We start from the raw sequence: 19,170 nt of genomic DNA, 5'->3' as shown, positions 1-19,170 counted from the left end.
ATATTGTTATAGTACACAATTAAAACAGATACTTTGTAGCAGTAATTGTATTACAACAAGCTATTCATTTATGGTACTTTATTATAGAATGATAGTCCTAGTCCTTTGCTAGAAAAATGGGTTTTGCATATCTCCAATAAATATAGTAGTTTCCTACATATTGAAATAATACAAAAAAGAGGTGATGAATGAATAAAAGGGCTGCTAATTTGGCATTCCTTTTCATTATTATGAAAAACATATCATTACGACTCAAAATGTTTATTTTTTCTTTTATTATCGTTATTTTCTCTATTACTACGAGTGGTGCAATTATGATTCATAATTTAGCTGGTGCTTTAGAGAAGGAGTTTGGAGCCCGTGCAATAGCTATAGCACGGACGGTTTCACAGCTTACAGAAGTGCAAAAAAACGTAGGTACTAAAGAGGGCTTTGAAATTATTCAGCCGATTGCTGAACGCATTCGATTAACGACAGATGTGGATTATATCGTCATTATCGATATGAAACGCATTCGTTACTCCCATCCCTCTGAAAGTAAGCTAGGTACTGTTTTTGAAGGTGGCGATGAAATAGAAGCATTTTCACAGCATGAATACATATCAAAGGCACGTGGTGTATTGGGTTATTCTATACGCGCATTCGTACCAATTATGAACGAGGAAGGCACGAAGCAAGTTGGAGTTATTACCGTTGGGCTACTTGCACCAAAATGGTATGACCTTTTAGATGAATATCAATTTGATATATTAGTATCACTTTTAGGTGGGCTTGCCATAGGGTTAGGCGGATCTGTTTGGGTTGCTAACCATTTAAAACGTCAAACCTTTAACTTAGAACCTTACGAAATCGCTCGTTTAGTAGAAGAACGTTCAGGTATTATTCAAGCGATGGATATAGGAATTTTAGCTACAGATGAAAGTGGAAATGTAACCTTCATTAACCGATTAGCACGGCAGTATACACATTACTTTGGACACAAAGTATCCAGAAAAACTTTATTTAAAGATACGTGGCTTGCTGAAGACACCATACAACAACATGAGGTTTATCGACCACTTTTAATGTACGAGCAAATGTATTTAGTTCGGACATTCCCTATCCGTATTATGGAACAAAATGCCGGCTATCTTATCATGTTAACTGATCGAAAAGAGGCAAATATGCTTGCTGAAGAATTAACAGGAATTAAAATGCTCGTGGATTCCTTGCGGGCACAGCAACATGAATACATGAACCGTCTCCATAGTATTGCTGGACTTATCCAGTTGGAGCGAAATGACGATGCTTTAAGCCTCATTATTGATGAAATCACAGATGAAGAAGAACTAATTCAAAGCTTGCATGATAAATTTCAGGATTATTCTATTCAAGGCTTATTACTTGGCAAATACTCACGCGCTAAGGAACTAGGTGTAGAACTGACAATCGATGAAGAATCTAATCTCGCTGATTTTATGAGTGGCTTATCGAGTGGCGATATTATTACTATCATTGGCAACTTATTGGACAATGCAATGGAAGCTTGCTTTGAATGTGAACATAAGGATGTTCATTTAACAATTAACGGTGATAAGCATTATTTAATTATAGAAGTACAGGACAGTGGTAAAGGTATTGCAGGTATACCCCAACGAATTTTTGATTATGGATTTAGTACGAAACAAAAAGAAGGACATGGCATTGGACTTGCACTTGTCAAACAAATCGTCGAATCCAATAATGGCACAATTCATGTAGAATCTACTGTTCACATCGGCACAACAATTACAATTAATATAGGGGTGACAGAGGAACCATGAGCAAAATCACAGTTTTTATCGTAGAAGATGACCCAATGGTGCTTGAGGTAAATAAAGGATTTTTGAATAAAATGAGTGGCTTTCAACTCATAGGAGAGGCAGTCAATGGACGAGATGCCTATGACAAAATCATGATTCAAAAACCAAACCTTATTTTACTGGATATGTTCTTACCAGATATGACAGGCATGGAATTGTTTTTAAAAATTCGAGCACAACGTATTCCATCCGATATTATTATGATAACAGCAGCTCGAGATGCACCTACAGTACAAGAATCCCTTCGACTAGGTGCAATTGATTACCTAATAAAGCCATTTCGTTTTGATCGCTTTGAAAGGGCTTTGCTACAATATAAAAACTCTACAAAAAACTTACTCAGTACGACTAATATTAACCAAGAGGATATCGATCAGTGGTTAGGTATTCAGCATGAAATTTTAGAACTGCCAAAAGGCTTGAATAAGATTACAATGGAGCAAATTTTAAGTTACTTAACGACACATCATGCACCGATTACTTCTGAACAGCTTGCACAAAATGTCGGCATGGCAAGAGTAACTGTACGAAAATATTTAGACTTCTTAGCTACAAAAGGTACTGTGCATATTGAATTAAAATACGGAACCGTAGGACGACCAACTAAATACTATTCTATTAAATAATAATAAATTAGTATATTAGTGCTCGATTTGCTACCTATTCTAATCATAGCCTAAAACCAAGAATCTGCTCACTTTTCACGGGAAAGCAACAGGCATCCATAGTCACTTCGCCTACTACACCTTGCTTCTTTTATGTCCCACTGAAAATTGCAGATTCTTTTTTTATTTAGTAGCTACATTCAAGTTCTTACAAAAAGCATTGTAGCTGTTTTGTAACAGTTTTTCAAAATAATAAATTGTTATATACCATAAAAACCAAAATGTTCATTAATACCATAATATTGTATATTTTCGTATTTTCAATAGAATAAGAAGCGTTCACATCTTCAATAGATTAGAGGTGAATTTGTATGTGGCGCAATCACATTCACAAGTATTTTGTTAGCGTTCTCATTTTACTGACAGTTCTGTTAGTTTCCTGTCAGCAACAAGATTATCCTACAGATAATGAACAGTTAAGTCATGAAGAACAAATTGTCATTCGATTTTCACACGTAGTAGGTGAAAACACGCCAAAAGGAATGGCAGCAATCAAATTTGCCGAACTCATTAAACAGCGCAGTAATGGTCATGTAGAAATTCAAGTCTTTCCAAATGGTGTTCTTTATAAAGATGGAGAAGAAATGAATGCACTTTTACGTGGAGATATTCAGATGATAGCACCAGCTATTTCAAAAATTACAACGCTTGTACCTGAGTGGTCGGTTATGGACTTGCCCTATGCATTTAAAAATGCTGATGAAGTGCATACATACGTTGATAGCGATGTCGGTCAATCTTTAATGAAGAAATTAAATGACCATAATCTTTATTCAATCGGGGTTTGGGATAGTGGATTTAAGCAATTTAGCAATAGTATCCGCCCTATTCAAGATGTCACTGACTTAAAAAACTTACGCATGCGCATCATGCCGAGTGATATTTTAGCAGAGCAGTTTACAAGTGTTGGTGCCTATCCAAAGAGAATAGATTTCAATACCGTTTTCCATCAGCTACAAAAAGGAAATGTAGACGGACAGGAAAATACACTCACTAATATTACTAGTAAAAATCTACATTCTCTACAAGACTACTTAACAATTAGTAATCATGGTTATTTGGGCTATTTATTACTTATGAACAATGAGTTTTGGCAGTCCTTACCGAAAGATGTTCAAACATTGCTTATTGATACACTTGCTGAAGTACAGGAATGGGAATGGCAACTTGCAGAAAATCTTACAGCAGAGCGTCTGCAAGAAATGGAGGCTTGTAACTGCATTAATATTCATTATTTCACAGATGAGGATGTTGAGAAATGGGAATCAGCATTTGAACCAGTCTATGATTATTACGCTAAAAGTTACAGCAAGAAATATATACTTGCGCTACCAAAAAACCAACCACATCACTAATTTGGGTTTAAAGGGGATCCTTTTAACTATAATCACAACTTTAAGGGGGATTTGAAATGAAAAAATGGCTTTTAATGTCACTAATGGCTGTGCTAGTTTTAGCTTTAGCTGCTTGTGGTGGCGATAAAAAAGAACCAGCTTCTGCTCCAGCAGCTGAAGGAGATGGTGGCTATACAAAAGAAAAACCACTTGTTATTAAATTTTCTCACGTTACATCAATCGATAGTGTGAAGGGGAAAGCATCTGAAGCTTTTGCAAAATTAGTTGATGAGAAAACAGAAGGTAAAGTAAAAGTTGAAGTATATCCATCTTCTCAATTATATGGTGATAATGACGAGCTTGATGCTTTAGTATCTGGAAACGTACATATGATTGCACCATCTGTTACAAAAATGGTGAAAATTGACCCTCGTTGGCAGTACGTAGACATGCCTTACCTTTTTGAAGATGAAGAGCATGCTCGCAAGTTCTTTGAATCAGACGTTGCAAAAACAATTCTTGAATCAGATCAATTAGCAGCAAATGATATTAAAGGTTTAGTATTCTGGGAAAACGGCTTTAAGCATTTCTCTAATAATAAACATCCACTTGTTAATGTTGAAGATTTTAAAGGTTTAAAATTCCGTGCACAGGCAGGTAAAGTACTTGAAGCACAATTTAAAGCGTTACATGCTGGCTCAGCTACAATTTCATTCGGTGAAACATATGCGGCTCTTCAACAAGGAACTGTTGATGGACAAGAAAATACATTCAACAACTTTGATACACAAAAGTATCAAGAAGTTCAAAAGTACTTCTCCGTATCTGAACATGGTCGTCTTGACTATGCAATTTTTGTAAACAAACCATTCTGGGAAAAGATCCCTGCAGATTTATTAAAGGCAGTTGAGGACTCGTTAGCTGAAGCTACAACTTTAGCATGGGAACTAGCTGCTGAAGAAAATGCGAAATCATACGAAAACATTAAGAACTCTGGTATTGAAGTAATTGAATTAACAGCTGCTCAAAAAGATGCTATTAAAGCTGAGCTTGAGCCCGTTTACGAAGAGTTTGATAAGGCTATTACGGAAGAATTAATTAACGGTATTCGTGATTTAAAATAAGCTCTTTCAATTGAGTGTCGATAAGTAATCGACACTCACTCTTTTTCTTAAAGTAAATCGCTTACAAACTTGTTTTACTTTATTGGAGAAAAATTTTACCATCTTATATTTTAAGGAGGCATCAGGATGAATGTTTTACATAAAGTATGGGGTTATTTAGAGGAAATCCTTGCGGGATTCTTTTTCGTAGCTGGTATTGCACTAATCTTCTACGGTGTAATGATGCGTTATGTTTTTAACGAACCTCAAGCTTGGGTAGAAGAATTAGCACGTTACGCAATTATTTGGGGAACGTTCCTCGGCTTTGGTTTAGCACTACGTCACAATCAGCACATCCAAGTAGACATTTTATACGATAAATTAAAACCATCAAATAAACGCATTTTAGATTTTATCGCCACTAGTTTAAGTATCGTATTTTGTTTAATTTATACGTACTACGGTTTCGTATTAGTTGAGAACCGCTATACATCAGGTATGGTTTCACTTGATATCGGTATTCCAATGTGGGTTGTCTACTTAGTACTGCCGATTTCTGGCGTTTTATTTTTACTAAGATTCGTAGAAAGACTAGTTAATATTATACGAGGAAAGGACGAAGAATATGCTAATCCTCTTACTTAGTTTCTTTGTTTTATTATTTTTACGTGTACCAGTCGCAGTGAGCCTAGCACTTTCAACAATCTTAGTGTTCTTTCAAATCGATTTTAATATGAATATGATTCCTCAGCGTATTTTCACTGCGCTAGATTCATTCCCGATGATGGCCATTCCAGGATTCGTTCTTGCTGGTGTACTAATGGCACGTGGCGGGATTTCAAAATATTTAATTGAAGCATTACGTGCCTGGATTGGACATCTGCCTGGAGGGCTTGCAGTTGTAACGATTGTTGCCTGTGCTATTTTCGCAGCCATTTCAGGTTCTTCACCTGCAACTGCCGCTGCAATTGGATCAATTATGATTCCTGCCATGATTTCTGCAGGTTATAAAAAGCGTTACTCGATGGGACTTGTTGCAGCGGGTGGTACACTAGGAATTTTAATTCCTCCAAGTGTTCCTTTAATCATTTACGGTATTACATCTGAACAATCCATAGGGGAATTGTTCATGGCTGGTGTAATTCCTGGTCTTGCGTTAACTGGTATTTTAATCGTTGCTGCCATCGTCTATGCAAAGCGCAATGGTTTCAAAGGCGATGAACCTGCCACTTGGGAGGAGCGTGGCCGTAAATCATTAAAAGCCATTTGGGGTGGCTTCTTACCGTTCTTAATTTTAGGAACAATTTATTCTGGAGTTGTCACACCTACTGAGTCGGCAGTTATTGCTGTATTTTATGGTTTAATCGTATCTCTATTCATTTACCGTGAAATGAAGTTAAAAGATTTCCGTGAAGTATTAGTTGAATCTATTAATATTACAGCGATGATTTTCTTAATTATCGGTGCTGCTTCACTCTTCGGGTTATATTTAACGAACGCGCAAGTTCCTCAGCAAGTTGGGGCTTGGATTGCGGAAAGTGATTTAAACAAATGGATTTTCATGATTATTGTAAATATACTATTCTTTATTATGGGAATGTTCTTAGAGGCGGTTTCAATTATTTTAATTACATTACCAATTTTGCTACCAATTCTTGTGCATTTCGATATCAACCTAATTCACTTTGCAATTATTATGACAATCAATATGGAGCTAGGTATGATTACACCTCCAGTAGGTCTGAACCTTTTCGTAGTAAGTGGTATTGCGAAGGAAAAACTCGGCGAAGTTGTCAAAGGGGTTATTCCATTTATTATTTTAATGATTGTGTTCTTAGCTATCGTAGTTGTACTACCACAATTGTCGCTTTGGTTACCAGAGCAAATGAAATAAGGGCTTCCTTATGGACAGAGGGACAAAAGGGTATTCGATTCAAGATCGTCAATTTTGGCAAATTATTATTAGTTTAGGAGGAGCATCGGTTTTTGTTTTTGCTGCGATGTATTCAGTACAACCATTGCTCCCCTTTTTTACAGAACAGTTTCATGTTTCAGTTTCATTTGCTAGCCTTGCAGTTTCGATTACGACGTTATCTGTTATTATCGGCTTAATTGTTTTAGGTTTTTTATCGGATCGACATGGAAGAATACTTTTCATTAGACTTTCCCTCATTCTAACTGTCATTCCTTTTCTCTTTATGCCATTAACTGATTCTTTTCTAACTATTATTTTATTACGTTTTATTCAAGGCTTTGCAATTGCTGGCGTTCCTGCTGCAGCACTTGCCTATATTAGCGAAGAGATTGATAGCCAATCAATGGGATTTGCTACTTCTCTCTATATTTCATGTAATGCGCTTGGGGGGACAATTGGACGTCTCCTAATGGGCTATGTAACTGAACACTATTCTTGGGAGACTGCGTTTAGTTCACTAGCTTTGTTAGGTTTTGCAATTTTTTTAATGGTGTTACTTACACTACCAAAATCTAAAAATTTTACGGTCAACAATCGGACGATTTCAAAAGATTTACAAGGCTTTGCGCTCCATATAAAAAATCCCAAACTGCTTATCTTGTTCGGACTAGGAATTATACTCCAAACATCCTTTAGTGGTATGTGGTCTTTTATCCCGTATTATTTAATTGAACCGCCCTTTTCACTTTCATTGAAAATGATATCGTTTGTTTTTTTAGCGTATTGCTTAGGTATCGTCGGTTCACCCATCGCTAGCACACTTGCAGAAAAAATAGGTATTCATCGCGTCCGAACATATGGGGTCTTTTTATTAGTTAGTGGCATAATTCTAACGTTAAGCGATTCACTCATTATCGTAATTGTAGGGCTTTGCATAGCATGCTTAGGATTTTTCACAGCCCATGCCTTAACATCAGCAACAGTAAGTCGCACAGCAATCCATCAAAAAGGTAGTGCGTCAAGCCTATATCTCGTTTCTTATTATATTGGTGTTGCTTGTGGAAGTACGTTACTCAGTCCATTATGGCTGCATTTTAATTGGTTGGGTATTGTCATCACAACCGCTTTCCTTCCTATAATATATATACTGTTTCTAAATTACACATTGCACAAAAAAGATACACAGTAATTTTTAGTGCCCATTTTTAGTGCCTGGCACTCATACAATTCTCCATCCAAGTAAAATCCACGTCGACTACTGCGGCATACTTTGTGCCCGCGAAGATCGAAGTGGATTTTTACGCTTTTAAAGTATTTTTAAAGTGCCAGACACTCACACAATTTTCAATAGGTTGAAGCGCAGGGCGGGCGACTCCTGCGGGAACAGCACAGCACGTAAGACACAACAGACGGCGCGATAGCGACGGTTGTGGCTTACGTTGTGCCCGCGGAAAGCGCTAGCCCGTATCGTTTGCGGAAATCAATGACTGCAGTAGATCCTATTTATAAACTAACCCCTTTATTTCTTTATAGTAAATACAAAGGATAATCCCTAAAAGAATCAACAAAGAACCGTAAATTTGGATGCTAGTTGGCAACTGACTTAATATAATAGCACTTAAAATCATCGCTATTGCTGGTTCAAAATTTAACAAAAGCGATGCATTTGTCGACCCTATTTCTTTCATTTTTCTATTCCACATTAAATTACTTATTCCATGAATAATGATGGCTGAAACGATTAGCAGTAACCAATATGGAAATGCCACTTGCATATTTTTCTGGGCTACTATTGACGTTCCGAAAGGCATTAGAACCATTAGACCAATTAAATTTGTATAAAATGTAATGGCCGCCGCTGAAATTCTGGCGCTAAGGTCATTCACAATAATTAGGAACAGTGCAAAACTCAACATCGTAATCAAGCTTAAAATTTCACCTTTACCAATTGATATGCCGATAAATGCTCCTTTTGTAATAATCAACGAAACGCCAACTAATGAAATAATAGCACCGATCCAAAAAATACTGTTTCGATATTCTTTATAGATTATTTTATTAAGTAAAGACGTAACAATCGGTGCACAAGCTAAGATGAGTGCTGCTGTTATTGGCGTTGTATGCTGAAGACTTGCATAAAAACTATAGTGATTAATCGCAACGCCTAAAATGCCAGCTACAATGAGTAATAAAATATCGCGACGTGTAATGGACAAATGGATGATAGATCGCCAACTTATACACCCTAAAAATAGCACAATTACAATCAGCCTATAAATGGCAATCGCCATCGGTTCCCAATGATGAATTAAAATAGCGCCAATAATAAAGTTACTAGCCCAAAAAAATACACAGCTAAATAAAATCATGTATGTTGTTAGTTGTTTCATTTATTGCTCCTTCTCACATGAAAAATAATCATTTACGTCTTGGCGTAATATCGTCGAGATTTTCGCTTGATTCAGCCTTGGTTTGAATGCCACTAAATGCCGAAACAAGTGAAAACATTGCTACAAATTAAAAAAACCGCTTTGCCTTCCTTTGCTAAGTATCGCTCACCATGAAAGCGATACTTCAGCACAGGAATGTAAGTGGATTTTCATCTATATAAAATTATTTAAGGGGGATAATTTTATTATAAGAGCGGCACAATTCGATATGCCTCTCCAATGTTTTTAACGAATAAATATTCCTTTAGACATGACCGTACGTTCTAGAGGTCTTCTTGCAATAACTTCAGCGCTTGATACTGCGTCAAAAAATACAAAGCTTGCCTCATCATTTACATTTGGCCAAACCTTTTGACCATTTGTATCTAACGGCGTCATACCATTTGTAATGTATTTTAATGTTTGACGAATAGAACGCTCATCTAGTTTTCGAGAAATGTCTGCAAACGTCGTTACTTTTTCTAAAATATCGCCTGAACCGTATGGACTCCATGAATCAAAAAATCCATCACAACCAAAATGCACATCGACTCCATGCTCTGACAATAAATCAATTGGTGGCATCACACGATTAATATTATAGGGCACTGTAGACATGATTTTCACTTGTTGCTCGGCAAGGCGATTGGCAATACTATGTTGTTCCATTATTGATACATCACCTAAAGCAAAGGCATGGCTTATTGCTGTTCTACCTTGGTAGTTTGTCTCCTCCACCATATCAAGCCATTTATCTATTGTATAGTAGCCGACATGACCGCCATCATGTAAGTGAATATCCACATCGACATTAAATTCATGGGCAATATCCATTGTTTCGTAGAGAGAGCGCTCGATCGTATTATCAATTCCAGCAGGATCTAGCCCACCAATCATTGTTGCCCCGTTGCGTAATGCTTCACGGAGTAACTGAGGTACATTATCTCTTAGTAAGCCATGCTGCGGAAATGCGATGATCTCTGCTGTTACAATATTTTTATAATCATCTAATGCCGCTAATACACCCTCTAAATTTTTCAACCCTATATACGGATCTATATTTACATGGGTACGAATATGATTCGTTCCGTTGCTAATAATTTTTTCAATCATTGCCACAGCACGCTGTTTTCCTGTATGTGCTAAAATCGGTAGCTCTCTTGCTTCTTGTGCTAATCGATCTTTTAAATTTTTTGAGGGTGTGACAGCTTTCCAAGGTAATGATAAATATGTTTTATCTAAATGATTATGCATTTCCTTAAAAGCAGGTAAAAGAAGCTTGCCCTTCATATCTGTAACGTTTTGTGAAGCATCAATTGCTTGTGTTGCTGGAATAATTTGCGAAATTACACCTTCAGTAATTTCAATGTTAAAAAGCTCGACCTTTGTACCAACTGTATCATTATCTTTTATATACTCGCCTGTTTCAAGTAGAACGTTTGTAAGCCACTGCTTCATCTGTATTCTCCTTTCAACTCTCCAACTTCCTGCTGGTGAATTATTTTACCTTGCGAAATGACAGTAGAGATTGGACATCTTCTAGCTACAACATGTGCCGTACTAACGCCATCTACTAGCAACATATTCGCAACATCACCAGCCTTTGGCCATACACGCTCCCCCTCATCATTCAAAGGAGTGATACCGCCAGAAGCATATTTCCATGCACGGCTTAAAGAATATTCATCCATAAAACGGAATCTTTCAGCCATCACATTTAATTTTGTAATAGTATTGCCTGTACCATATGGGGACCAATGATCTGTTAAACTATCATGCCCAACTGATACCTTCACCCCTTTTTCATATAAATAAGGGATCGGTATTGTAGAACGATTAATCCCAATCGGTACTGTAGTTGTCACATCCATTTGCACAGAAGCCATTGCATGTACTAGATTTTCTAATTGCGGCTGCGCTAAATCTGCGAGTGCCATAGCATGACTAATTGTCACTTGTCCCTCTTTTTTGGCTTGCTTTGTTAAATCAATCAATTTATAAAACTCAAATTCGCCCAATGTATTGGCAGTATGAATATGAATATCTATCCCTGTGTTATAATCTTGAGCTATTTGCATTGTTGTTTGGAGTGATTTTTCGATATTGCGATCCACTATCGATGGATCAACACCGCCAACTAATGTTGCCCCCATTGTCATTGCCTCTCGGATTAATCCTTCTACATTTGAACGAAGAAGACCATGCTGCGGGAAGGCCACAATATCATACGTAATTTGTTCCTTATATTTCTCTAACACTTGCTTTGTAATTTCAATATGCTTTGTGCCAATTTGTGGATCGACATTACAATGGGAACGAATATGTGTATGCCCTTGAGCAATAAGCCATTTCACCATTTCCTCAGCACGATAAGCAGCCGTTGGTAATTGCTTCGGTAATAGCGTCTGTTCTTCCTCAATGCGTGTTAATATTCCTTTTGTAATGGGTCTTGGTGCTTGCCATTCCCCACCAAAATACGTTTTATCAATATGAATATGCATTTCTCGGAAGGAAGGGACTAACAATTGATGTTGGGCATCCAACACTTCAACATCTTCGGAAACTACTATATTTTTATCTACCTTTTTTACTTGCCCATCTTCAATTAGGACATCATAAATAGCTGTACGAGTCGCAACAATGTGCTCGTTATCATGTTCAAAAGCTTCTTCTAATCTCACATTTTTTAGCAATAGTGTGCTCATAGTTTACTCTCCTAATTCGTATTTTGATGATTGTTCATAAAACAAGTGCCCCTCTAGCCTTATTGGACAATTTCCACTCCGCTAAGCATTGTGTAATTGGACGCATCTAACCAAAAGCCCTTTACAGCATTACTATAAACTGCTAAATGCTCATAATTTCGAACTGGAATATATACCGCTTCATCTAACTCTAATTGCATCGCTTTTTTGTAGATGTCATTACGAGTAGCTTGGTCTGATTCCGTACGACCTTCTTCGATTAACTTATCAATTTCTGGATTACTATAATAGAAGTGATTTCCTGGTGCGCCCATTGAAGCTGTGTGGAACAGATTGTATTGGTTATAATCAGCGTCACCAGTTGCATTACCCCAGCCACTAATAAATAATTGATGCTGTTCTTTCGTAATTTCTGAAATAAATGCACCGTATTCCATTACTTGAATATCTACATCTAAGCCAATACCTTTTAATTGAGATTGCACAACCTCAGCCATATTAATGCGCTCTTTGCGATCACTTGTCAGTAATTTCAGTTTAGTGCCTTCTTTAATCCCTGCCTCTTTTAAAAGTTGTTTTGCCTTTACAACATCATAATCATAGGCCTTTGTTTCATTTGAATAACCTATAACTTTTGGACTCATTGCTGAATTTGCAAGTGTACCTACATTATTATAAATCCCACTTATAATTGCCTCGCGGTCAACAGCATAGCTAATTGCCTGACGTACTTTGACATTCGATAATAACGAGTCATTCACATTAAAACCGATAAATTCAACAGCAAGTCCTTCTGTGCGGAATAAATTCATTGTTGAAGAATTTTCAATTCTAGCGATATCGGTCACTGGCACTTGATCGGCAATATGCGCTTCCCCACTTTCAATCATCGCTAAACGAGTTGAATCTTCAGGGACGATTTTAAATGTCACTTTATCAATTTTCGGTACAGTACCCCAATAATCCTTATTTGTATTTAATGTAATTGCTTGACCTGTTTTCCAAGATTCGAAAATAAATGGACCCGTGCCTACTGGATTTGTTGCCAACTGATCTGCTGATTCCGTAATGGCTTTCGGGCTAATTATGCTACCTTCTTGGCTCGCTAAAATCGAAAGAAGTGGGGCATATGGATTTTTTAGTTTTAATGTCACAACATACGTATCATCTACTACAACTTCGCTAATCATAGATAGCTTATCGCGTTGTGGTGAGCCTGCCGCTGGATCTAAAATACGATTGAATGTCGCTTTTACTGCCTCAGCATTCAAATCTTCACCATCATGGAACTTAATGCCCTCATTTAAAGTAAAGGTCCACGTTAACTCATCCTTTTGCTCCCATGATTTTGCTAGTAACGGAACAATTTTTCGGTCTCTATCAAAAGCTACTAATGTTTCATAGACTTTCCCATGAATAATATTTGCTGAAGGAATATCTGTAATAAAGTGTGGGTCAAGACTTGTAGCATCTGAAGCTCTTAAAACGATAAGTTCCCCTCCTACACTTTTCGATCCTTCCTTTGATCCCTCTGTACTATTGTTACTTGCAGTCGAACAAGCTTGCAAAATAACGACAGTCATAAGCGCTAAAAATAAAAACAATTTCATTTTCTTCATAAATTACTCCTCCTTGTTAAATTGTTGCTTACATTTCGAATTATAAAGAAATAAAATTTACTTGTTTTTTAAAATCTTTACTTGTTTTTTAAATTTTCTGACTAATACGTTCTGGAATATTTACTTTCTGTTCTCTTTTCAATAAATTGATATCACATCTAAAAAAAAAGGAGAAATCATTATGGAGAAAGTAACTACAACGATAGATCATTCTATATTATCGGATGCGCGCAAAGCATCTCGGAAAAAAAATATGATTGGTTTTCTCAACAAAATTAAAAAAAATAAAGCAGCTGTTGCAGGTGGTATCATTATTCTTCTTTATTTAATTATGTTTCTTATCGGGCCAATCTTTGCTCCTTATGATCCATATGATGTGCAGTTGGATCAAAAATTGCAGGCACCTAGCTTGGATCATTTAATGGGGACGGATGATAAAGGTCGTGATATTTTTAGTCGAATACTATATGGTTCACGCCTGTCAATTGGTGTCGGTTTTTCAGCCGTACTTTTTGGTGGAACGATTGGCACGTTATTAGGGCTTATTGCAGGCTATTATGGCCGATGGATTGATTCCATTATTAGCCGAATTTTAGATATCATGCTCGCCTTCCCTGGTATTTTACTAGCATTGGCGATTGTCAGTGCATTAGGACCAAGCCTAATTAACGTCACAATTGCTGTTGGCTTTTTCTCAATACCGATGTTCGCTCGTATCGTGCGCGGTTCTACGATGGAAGTTAAAAAATTGGAATACATTGATGCTGTCCGAACACTCGGTGCGAACGATGTGACAATTTTAGCGAAGCATGTTTTCCCTAATATTTTATCACCAATTATTGTGCAAGCATCTATGCGTTTAGCTACAGCCATTTTATCAGCTGCTGGTTTATCATTTTTAGGTTTAGGTGCTCAGCCTCCATCACCAGAATGGGGAGCCATGCTCTCTAACGGTAGAGATTTTATTTTTACTGCTCCATATATGGCGATGTTTCCTGGGCTGATGATTTCGATACTTGTACTCGGCTTTAACTTATTTGGAGATGGTTTACGAGATGCACTTGATCCGAGAATGAAAAATTAAAGGAGTGTAGCGATATGACACTATTTATCTTAAAACGAATTGCGCAAATTATCCCTGTTACATTAGGTGTAACACTCGTTGTGTTTTTAATTATGCAGATGATCCCTGGTGATCCTGCGTTGATTTTAGCTGGTGAAGGTGCTTCAAATGAAACGGTTGAAGAATTACGTGAAAACTTAGGGTTAAACAAACCTTTATATGTTCAATACGGAGAATATATAAACAATCTTTTACATGGCGATATGGGGAATTCCTTAAAAAATAAGCAACCCGTTTTTGAGGAAATTACGGCACGCTTACCGATTACAATTGAGCTGGCGATATATAGTATTTTAATTACCATTGTGTTAGGTCTTATTGCAGGAATTATTTCAGCAATACGTCCCTATTCAATTTTAGATGTTGGGTTAATGATTGTTGCGCTACTCGGCATTTCTCTACCAAGCTTTTGGCTTGGCATTTTATTAATGTATGTATTTTCAGTACAGCTACATTGGCTGCCAGTAGCTGGATGGGAAAGTGCAAAGCATATTATTTTACCAGCCATTACACTCGGTGCTGGAGGTGCTGCTATTGTCGCACGAATGACACGCTCCAGTATGCTTGAAGTTGTCAATCAAGACTACATCCGTACAGCAAAAGCAAAGGGATTAAAAGGTTACGTTATCATTCTAAAACACGCATTACGCAATGCATTAATACCTGTCATTACAGTAGTAGGATTACAGTTTGGTACTTTACTTGGAGGAACAGTATTAGTTGAATCTGTTTTTGCCGTAAACGGACTTGGTCGTATGATTGTGGATGCTATTCGTACTCGAGATATACCCGTTGTACAAGGCGGCGTACTTGTAGCTTCATTAATATTTGTTGTTATCAATCTCTTTGTCGATATTTTATACAGAATATTTAATAAACGAATTGATTTAAATTAGGGGGGAAATGATCATGAAACGAGATACTGTATTGGAAGTAAAAAACTTACAAACATATTTTTATTCTAGTGAAGGGGTCGCAAAGGCTGTAGATGGCGTATCGTTTACACTTCATAAAGGAGAAACGTTAGGCATTGTTGGTGAATCGGGTTGTGGAAAATCCATGACTTCTCTTTCTCTCCTCAGATTAGTACCTTCACCACCAGGTAAAATTATTAATGGTGAAATACTACTAAACAATACAGATTTAATGAAACTGTCAGAAGAAGAGCTACGGAAAATAAGGGGCAATAAAATATCAATGATATTCCAGGAGCCGATGACGAGCCTAAATCCCGTCTTAACAGTTGGTGAGCAAATTGCTGAAACAATACGTTTACATCAAGGGTTGTCCCGTAAGGAAGCTTGGCAACAGGCAGTTGAAATGATTCGTCTAGTCGGCATACCAGCTCCAGAAAAAAGAGCAAAGCAGGAGCCTTATCAATTAAGTGGCGGAATGCGACAGCGTATTATGATTGCAATGGCTTTAGCTTGCACACCAGATGTATTAATTGCTGACGAGCCAACAACCGCGCTAGATGTAACGATTCAAGCACAGATTATTGATATTATTCGAAACTTACAACAGCAATTAGGAATGAGCATTATTTTTATCACACATGACCTCGGAGTAGTAGCAGAAATTTGCGATAAAATTGCGGTAATGTATGCGGGCCAAGTAGTAGAAGAAGGCTCTACAGATAGCCTTTTTGAGAAGCCTCTCCATCCTTATACAAAGGGTTTAATTCAATCATTACCAAAGCTTTATGAAGATCAAGAAGAGCTATCGACAATCCACGGTACTGTACCAAGTCCATATCACTATCCGAATGGCTGCCGTTATGCTGAACGCTGTCCGTTTGCAACGGAGCTATGTCGTGTGCAGCAACCAGAGCTCATTACTGTAGAGTCCGATAAAAAGGTAAGATGCTGGATGTATAGTGAAGAATGGCAAGGTGAATCAGTGAAGGAGGAGATGGTAGTATGACGATGAATAAAAACGCGCAACCATTATTACAAGTAAACGACTTAAAACAGCATTTTTTCTTAAAAAAAGAAAAACTCTTTGGTCCACAGCAAGTTGTGAAAGCTGTAGATGGTGTTTCTTTCAATATTATGCCAGGTGAAACGCTAAGCATTGTTGGGGAATCAGGCTGTGGGAAATCGACAACAGGTCGTGCTATTTTACGATTGGATGAACCGACATCAGGCGAAGTATTATTGTTCGGCAAAAACTTAGTAGAGATGAATAAAAAAGAACTACGGGCTGCAAGAAAGGATATGCAAATTATTTTTCAGGACCCTTACGCTTCCCTTAATCCGCGCAGAACGATTCGCAAAATGCTGACAGAGGCGATGTCTATTCAAAAAATTGTACCGCCAGCGCAACAAGAGTCACGAATGCTAGAATTAATGACTCTCGTTGGTTTACGTCCAGAATACCTCGAGCGCTATCCACATGAATTTTCTGGTGGACAGCGACAACGTATCGGTATTGCGAGAGCACTTGCAGTCAATCCAAAAATTATTATTTGTGATGAATCGGTATCTGCATTAGATGTGTCTATTCAAGCTCAAATATTAAATTTACTAAAAAAACTACAGCGTGATTTAGATTTGACGTTTTTATTTATTTCGCATGATTTAAGTGTCGTGCGACATATATCTGATCGTGTTATGGTAATGTATCTCGGAAAAGTTGTCGAAATAGCCGACAAGCATTCCCTTTTCTCTCAGCCGCTTCACCCTTATACAAAAGCACTATTTTCGTCTATACCAATTATCGATAAGCAGCATCGGAAGGAACGCATTATTTTGAAGGGAGATATTCCATCCCCTCTAAATCCTCCTTCAGGTTGTAGCTTTCATACACGTTGTCCGTTTGCAACAGATAAATGTAAAGTTGAAATTCCAGCGCTACGGGAAATAAATCAAACGCATCAGGTAGCTTGCCATTTTGCAGAAAATTTAGTTTAATGTAACTTACACTTATACTAAACGGGAGAGGTCATTTTTATTATGTTACAACTAGAAACATTCAACATATATATTCTCCTATGTGTAATCGCTCCAATCATTGGAGCTTTTCTGCTTACATTTATATTTATTTTTGAAAAACAGATTGATAGTCTTGAGGAAGAAAAAAGACATTTGGAGCTAGAGCAGGATTTGCAGCGTGCGAATATACTTCAACTGAATCAGCAAATACAACCACACTTCTTTTTTAATGCTTTAAATTCTTTGTTAAGCCTAGCCCGCATTAATCGTAAAGAAGACTTAGTTGCAGGTATTGAAGCTTTAGCAACGTTTTTTAAATTTAAATATAATGATCACGATGTCTTAATCGCTTTAAAAAACGAGGTCCAATTTGTTGAGAGCTATTTAAATATTCAGCAGCTACGTTTCGGTCATCGTTTAACCGTCAATAAATTTATCGATAATGATGCTCTCTCAGTCAAAATACCGCCGTTTCTTTTTCAAACAATTATTGAAAATGCCTTTAAACATGGCTTTGAGAAGCATATCGGACCTGCAGAGCTATCTATTTATATAAAAAAAATGGACAATATTTTATTGCTTGAAATAAAAAATACACAGCCAATTGATTCGGCAATTAACCATACTGATGATGCATTGCAGCAAGGCTATGGACTTGAAAATGTTCAAAAACGTCTCCAACTTATATACGGACTTGAAAATATTTTATTTTCGACCGTTAGCGAGAAGGAAATTTATACCGTTACTATTCATGTTCCTGCGTAAGCAATAGAAGTAAGTCCTAAAGGAAAGGATGAAGCAACATGAATATATTAATCGCTGATGACGAGCCATTAGAACTAGAACAAATGATTTATTTATTAAAGCCACATTTTCCAAATTGGAAATTTCACACGGCTCTCGATGCTTCTCAAGCATTACAATTAGCAAAAAAGCATCGTATGACCATCGCCTTTTTAGACATCCAAATGCCTGGAAAGGATGGTATAACGTTGAGCAAGGAATTAAAGGATCTTTATGAATTAGATATTATTATGGTTACGGCATTTCAGACCTTTGAATACGCACAAAAAGCTCTACGCATCGGGGTGACGGATTATTTAACAAAGCCAGTTATTGCGAGTGAATTAAATGCTATTGTTGAAAAATATAAAGTGTGGAGTTCCAACCACGATGCCATTCAAAGTGCACTTTCCTATATTCATGAAAATTATTACGAAAAACTTACACTCAATATTATTGCTGAAAAAATCCATTTAAATCCAAGCTATTTAAGCCGTAAATTTTTAGAGGAGCAATCGATTGGCATTAACGAGTATATTAATAATTACCGATTAGAGATGGCTATAAAAAAGATGAATGACAACATGGAAGCCAGTATGTCTACGATTGCTGAAAGTTGTGGTTTTAATAGTCAGCATTATTTCAGTGTCGCATTTAAGAAAAAATATCATCAGTCGCCACGTCAATATAAAGTATCACAAAAGTATAAAGGGCAGTAAA

At 37.0% G+C, this 19,170-nt stretch carries 17 protein-coding genes; 13 read left to right on the top strand and 4 right to left on the bottom strand.

Annotation, left to right across the window (positions count from 1 at the left end; all coding sequences use genetic code 11):
* Positions 1-188: 188 nt before the first annotated feature.
* The 7 genes from JNUCC52_RS19195 to JNUCC52_RS19165 all read left to right on the top strand — a co-directional run bounded on the left by JNUCC52_RS19195 (position 189) and on the right by JNUCC52_RS19165 (position 8,047).
* Positions 189-1,802: an ATP-binding protein gene (locus JNUCC52_RS19195; RefSeq protein ID WP_337980571.1), complete on the top strand. Its 1,614-nt coding sequence runs from the start codon at positions 189-191 to the stop codon at positions 1,800-1,802.
* Entirely contained in the window at positions 1,799-2,467 is a 669-nt protein-coding gene (locus JNUCC52_RS19190) for a response regulator (protein ID WP_173477594.1), read from the top strand. The genes JNUCC52_RS19195 and JNUCC52_RS19190 overlap by 4 nt, the downstream gene beginning before the upstream one ends.
* A gap of 350 nt (positions 2,468-2,817) precedes the next feature.
* Positions 2,818-3,861, top strand: a complete 1,044-nt coding sequence (locus JNUCC52_RS19185; RefSeq protein ID WP_337980570.1) for a DctP family TRAP transporter solute-binding subunit — start codon at positions 2,818-2,820, stop codon at positions 3,859-3,861.
* 56 nt (positions 3,862-3,917) lie between these two features.
* Entirely contained in the window at positions 3,918-4,964 is a 1,047-nt protein-coding gene (locus tag JNUCC52_RS19180; RefSeq protein ID WP_337980569.1) for a DctP family TRAP transporter solute-binding subunit, read from the top strand.
* 126 nt (positions 4,965-5,090) lie between these two features.
* Positions 5,091-5,588, top strand: coding sequence for a TRAP transporter small permease (locus tag JNUCC52_RS19175; RefSeq protein ID WP_173477597.1), 498 nt, complete (start codon positions 5,091-5,093; stop codon positions 5,586-5,588).
* A complete protein-coding gene (locus tag JNUCC52_RS19170) occupies positions 5,569-6,837 on the top strand; it encodes a TRAP transporter large permease (protein WP_173477598.1) in 1,269 nt (422 codons plus the stop codon). The genes JNUCC52_RS19175 and JNUCC52_RS19170 overlap by 20 nt, the downstream gene beginning before the upstream one ends.
* Positions 6,838-6,847: 10 nt before the next feature.
* Positions 6,848-8,047, top strand: coding sequence for an MFS transporter (locus JNUCC52_RS19165; protein ID WP_337980568.1), 1,200 nt, complete (start codon positions 6,848-6,850; stop codon positions 8,045-8,047).
* Between the two features lie 310 nt (positions 8,048-8,357).
* On the opposite strand, the gene JNUCC52_RS19160 is transcribed toward JNUCC52_RS19165, so the two are convergent.
* The 4 genes from JNUCC52_RS19160 to JNUCC52_RS19145 all read right to left on the bottom strand — a co-directional run bounded on the left by JNUCC52_RS19160 (position 8,358) and on the right by JNUCC52_RS19145 (position 13,611).
* Positions 8,358-9,248 carry a DMT family transporter gene (locus tag JNUCC52_RS19160; RefSeq protein WP_337980567.1) on the bottom strand — a complete coding sequence of 297 codons (891 nt, stop codon included), beginning with the start codon at positions 9,246-9,248 and terminating at the stop codon, positions 8,358-8,360.
* A gap of 285 nt (positions 9,249-9,533) precedes the next feature.
* On the bottom strand, positions 9,534-10,745 hold the full coding sequence (locus tag JNUCC52_RS19155; protein WP_337980566.1) for an amidohydrolase: 1,212 nt from the start codon (positions 10,743-10,745) through the stop codon (positions 9,534-9,536).
* A complete protein-coding gene (locus JNUCC52_RS19150) occupies positions 10,742-11,992 on the bottom strand; it encodes an amidohydrolase family protein (protein ID WP_337980565.1) in 1,251 nt (416 codons plus the stop codon). The genes JNUCC52_RS19155 and JNUCC52_RS19150 overlap by 4 nt, the downstream gene beginning before the upstream one ends.
* A gap of 59 nt (positions 11,993-12,051) precedes the next feature.
* Positions 12,052-13,611: a glutathione ABC transporter substrate-binding protein gene (locus tag JNUCC52_RS19145; protein ID WP_337980564.1), complete on the bottom strand. Its 1,560-nt coding sequence runs from the start codon at positions 13,609-13,611 to the stop codon at positions 12,052-12,054.
* Positions 13,612-13,792: 181 nt separating this feature from the next.
* Between JNUCC52_RS19145 and nikC the strand changes: the two genes are divergently transcribed.
* From nikC to JNUCC52_RS19115, 6 genes are read left to right on the top strand one after another with little or no spacing between them, the layout of a single operon-like run.
* On the top strand, positions 13,793-14,695 hold the full coding sequence (nikC, locus tag JNUCC52_RS19140; RefSeq protein WP_173477604.1) for a nickel transporter permease: 903 nt from the start codon (positions 13,793-13,795) through the stop codon (positions 14,693-14,695).
* A gap of 14 nt (positions 14,696-14,709) precedes the next feature.
* On the top strand, positions 14,710-15,630 hold the full coding sequence (gene nikB, locus JNUCC52_RS19135; RefSeq protein ID WP_173477605.1) for a nickel ABC transporter permease: 921 nt from the start codon (positions 14,710-14,712) through the stop codon (positions 15,628-15,630).
* A 13-nt stretch (positions 15,631-15,643) separates the two neighbouring features.
* The gene (locus JNUCC52_RS19130) at positions 15,644-16,657 is read left to right on the top strand and encodes an ABC transporter ATP-binding protein (RefSeq protein WP_173477606.1); all 1,014 of its coding nucleotides are present in this window, start codon (positions 15,644-15,646) and stop codon (positions 16,655-16,657) included.
* On the top strand, positions 16,654-17,646 hold the full coding sequence (locus tag JNUCC52_RS19125; protein WP_173477607.1) for an ABC transporter ATP-binding protein: 993 nt from the start codon (positions 16,654-16,656) through the stop codon (positions 17,644-17,646). The genes JNUCC52_RS19130 and JNUCC52_RS19125 overlap by 4 nt, the downstream gene beginning before the upstream one ends.
* Positions 17,647-17,688: 42 nt before the next feature.
* Positions 17,689-18,432 carry a sensor histidine kinase gene (locus tag JNUCC52_RS19120; RefSeq protein ID WP_337980563.1) on the top strand — a complete coding sequence of 248 codons (744 nt, stop codon included), beginning with the start codon at positions 17,689-17,691 and terminating at the stop codon, positions 18,430-18,432.
* A gap of 38 nt (positions 18,433-18,470) precedes the next feature.
* Positions 18,471-19,169 (top strand): response regulator transcription factor, encoded by a 699-nt coding sequence (locus tag JNUCC52_RS19115; RefSeq protein ID WP_173477609.1) that lies wholly within the window; start codon positions 18,471-18,473, stop codon positions 19,167-19,169.
* The last annotated feature ends 1 nt before the right edge of the window (position 19,170 follow it).

This window comes from Lysinibacillus sp. JNUCC-52 (assembly GCF_015999545.1).
Lineage (GTDB): Bacteria > Bacillota > Bacilli > Bacillales_A > Planococcaceae > Lysinibacillus.
This window is presented reverse-complemented; position numbering and strand designations above follow the sequence as displayed.